The following is a 2,118-nucleotide window of genomic DNA, read 5'->3' on the forward strand; positions in this document are numbered from 1 at the left end:
CCCCGCTCAAGTAGCGCTCAACAATCGAGCGCTTCTCAAGCTCGCTGAATCTGGACATGCAAAACCCCCGAAGGTTGTGTCCAACTTTCGGGGGTCAGTTCATTCTGTAGAGGTCCGCCGAAAACTAGAATTTGTAATTCAGGCCGATGCGAACGGTGTGGAAGGGGACCTTGGCGTCGACACCGCCCCCTCCGGCTGTGAACGACGCTTTACCCAGGTCCGTGTAAAGATACTCAGACTTGAGCGACCAATTCGTAGTGATGGCGTATTCAGCGCCCGCGCCAACGGTCCAGCCGACCTTGGTCTTGGACAAGTCGATGCCTGGGGCAGAGATCTTTTCGTGACCATAGGCCAAGCCGCCAGTGCCATAGACCATGAAGCGATCGACGGGCGTATAACCAAGGCGAGCACGCACCGTGCCGAACCAGTCAACCTTTGTTTCGAGAGAGGGGCCGCCGAGCGACAAGTCGGCCTTAATGTCGGAACCCTGGAAGTCGGCTTCCACGCCGTAGACGAATTGGCCAACCTGCCAGTTGTAACCGGCCTGAACGCCCCCCAGGAAGCCACTCGCACTGAGGTCGAAACCACCAGGGCCGCCGCCCGAAGGAGAAAGATTAAACGTGCCGAAACCGCCGCCGGCGTTCACGCCGATATATGCGCCGGTCCAGTCATAGGAAGCAGCAACCGGTGCCTCCTGCAGAACGTCAGCCGCATAGGCGGTGCTGGTACCAAGGACGAGAGCGGTTGCGAGAAGAAGCTGTTTCACGGGATGACCCTTTGTTGCCTGCTTAGTTCGGATGAATGCCCCAAGGACTACCTATCCGAGTGGAGATACCGTTGTCGCTGAACGCCTTCCGTTGTCAACGCTGCCAAATCCGAAGGCGGGACTATTTCCTCCCGGTGATGCATGGAAGCCACAGCCTCAGCGTGTGCCGCACGATCTTTCCCGCGACGAACCGGCAGCACTCCAATTCGTCGCGCGCTATAAAGTAAGTAAGCATTTATTTATGAGGCGGCGATGACGAAGCAAGAGGTTCTCGAACAAGCCGGGCTGAGGCTGGTGAAGGTTGGAAATCTGAACCAGTGGGCCGGCGACTACCTGGCCGGTGCAGTGGCCCTCGAGAAGAACGGCTTTCCGGATTGTCCAGCAATTGCGCTCCAGCAAATGCTCGCGGACATTAGAGGCGGAGCCAGTAGCAATGAAGGCAACCGCATCCCAAACTCAGTTGGGCATCGACATTTCCCTGATTTGCGGCTTTGAGCCACCAGATGATCGCATCGGGCCACTTTGAGCCACCCCGGCGCCTTGCGCGTACCTAGCGCCCAACACCGTTTGTGCAATCGCGTATCCTTGCTCGGCTGCTTTGCTTGCCAGGCAGCCGCTTTGACTTCATCCACAGCCACGGCAATGCCCATTGAATACATCACACCTAGCTCATACTGAGCAGGAGCATAGCCTTGGCTCGCCGCCTTGCTGAACCATACGAACGCTTGGTTGTCGTCTTTGGCAACGCCCCGTCCCGCAGCATAGGAAGCGGCAACATTGTACTGAGCTTCAGCGACACCCGCCGCTGCGGCCTTCGACCACCAGCTGAATGCCAGCCGATTGTCAGGCGCGACACCGTCACCTTGCCAATACAAATTCCCCAACTGGCTTTGGGCCTGAGCGTGCCCCTTTTCTGCCGCCTTGCCGTCGCGAGATTCCGGATCCTTTGCTGAAGCACATCTCGCCGTTGAGTTGGGAGCACATCAACCTGACCGGCATCTACACCTGGGACGCGGAACGTCAAATGCCTGAAGGATTCCGATCGCTAAGACTTCCGACCCCAATCCGTCGAGCAGCATAGAGTTCACGATCCGTTCGCCCTTAGCGCAAGATTTTGAACAGCTCTTGTCCTGACCCCCGTCGGGACTGAGCCCAGCCTCCAGTTCAGCCCTTGGCGGCCGCCGTTGCCGACACTTGCTGCGCGGCCAGGAACATCAGCGCCGAGGCGGCGGTCCGCCGTTTCCAGCCGGCGGCTTCGGCCGTGTCGAGCAGTCTCGCCAGCAGCGGCTTCAGCACGCCGCGGCATTCGCTTTCATAGGCCAGAAACTCCTTTGCCTGATGTGTCGGCCCGG

3 protein-coding genes and 1 pseudogene are annotated in these 2,118 nt (G+C 58.8%); 1 reads left to right on the forward strand and 3 read right to left on the reverse strand.

Features of this window, described 5'->3' with window-relative positions:
* Positions 1-124: 124 nt before the first annotated feature.
* Positions 125-766 carry an outer membrane protein gene (locus tag LB536_RS30920; RefSeq protein WP_224599134.1) on the reverse strand — a complete coding sequence of 214 codons (642 nt, stop codon included), beginning with the start codon at positions 764-766 and terminating at the stop codon, positions 125-127.
* Between the two features lie 252 nt (positions 767-1,018).
* Between LB536_RS30920 and LB536_RS30925 the strand changes: the two genes are divergently transcribed.
* Positions 1,019-1,261, forward strand: coding sequence for a hypothetical protein (locus LB536_RS30925; RefSeq protein WP_224599138.1), 243 nt, complete (start codon positions 1,019-1,021; stop codon positions 1,259-1,261).
* Positions 1,262-1,383: 122 nt separating this feature from the next.
* On the opposite strand, the pseudogene LB536_RS31445 reads toward LB536_RS30925, so the two are convergent.
* A pseudogene (locus LB536_RS31445) lies at positions 1,384-1,656 on the reverse strand (tetratricopeptide repeat protein); the annotation flags it as partial.
* Between the two features lie 274 nt (positions 1,657-1,930).
* Positions 1,931-2,118 (reverse strand): hypothetical protein (locus LB536_RS30940; protein WP_224599136.1); only part of this gene is annotated, 188 nt, incomplete at its 5' end.

Origin of the sequence: Mesorhizobium sp. ES1-3 (assembly GCF_020164795.1) — a bacterium.
Lineage (GTDB): Bacteria > Pseudomonadota > Alphaproteobacteria > Rhizobiales > Rhizobiaceae > Mesorhizobium.

Coding starts and splice junctions, on each gene's coding strand:
- LB536_RS30925 (WP_224599138.1), top strand. CDS start 1,019: ATGACGAAGCAAGAGGTTCTCGAACAAGCCGGGCTGAGGCTGGTGAAG.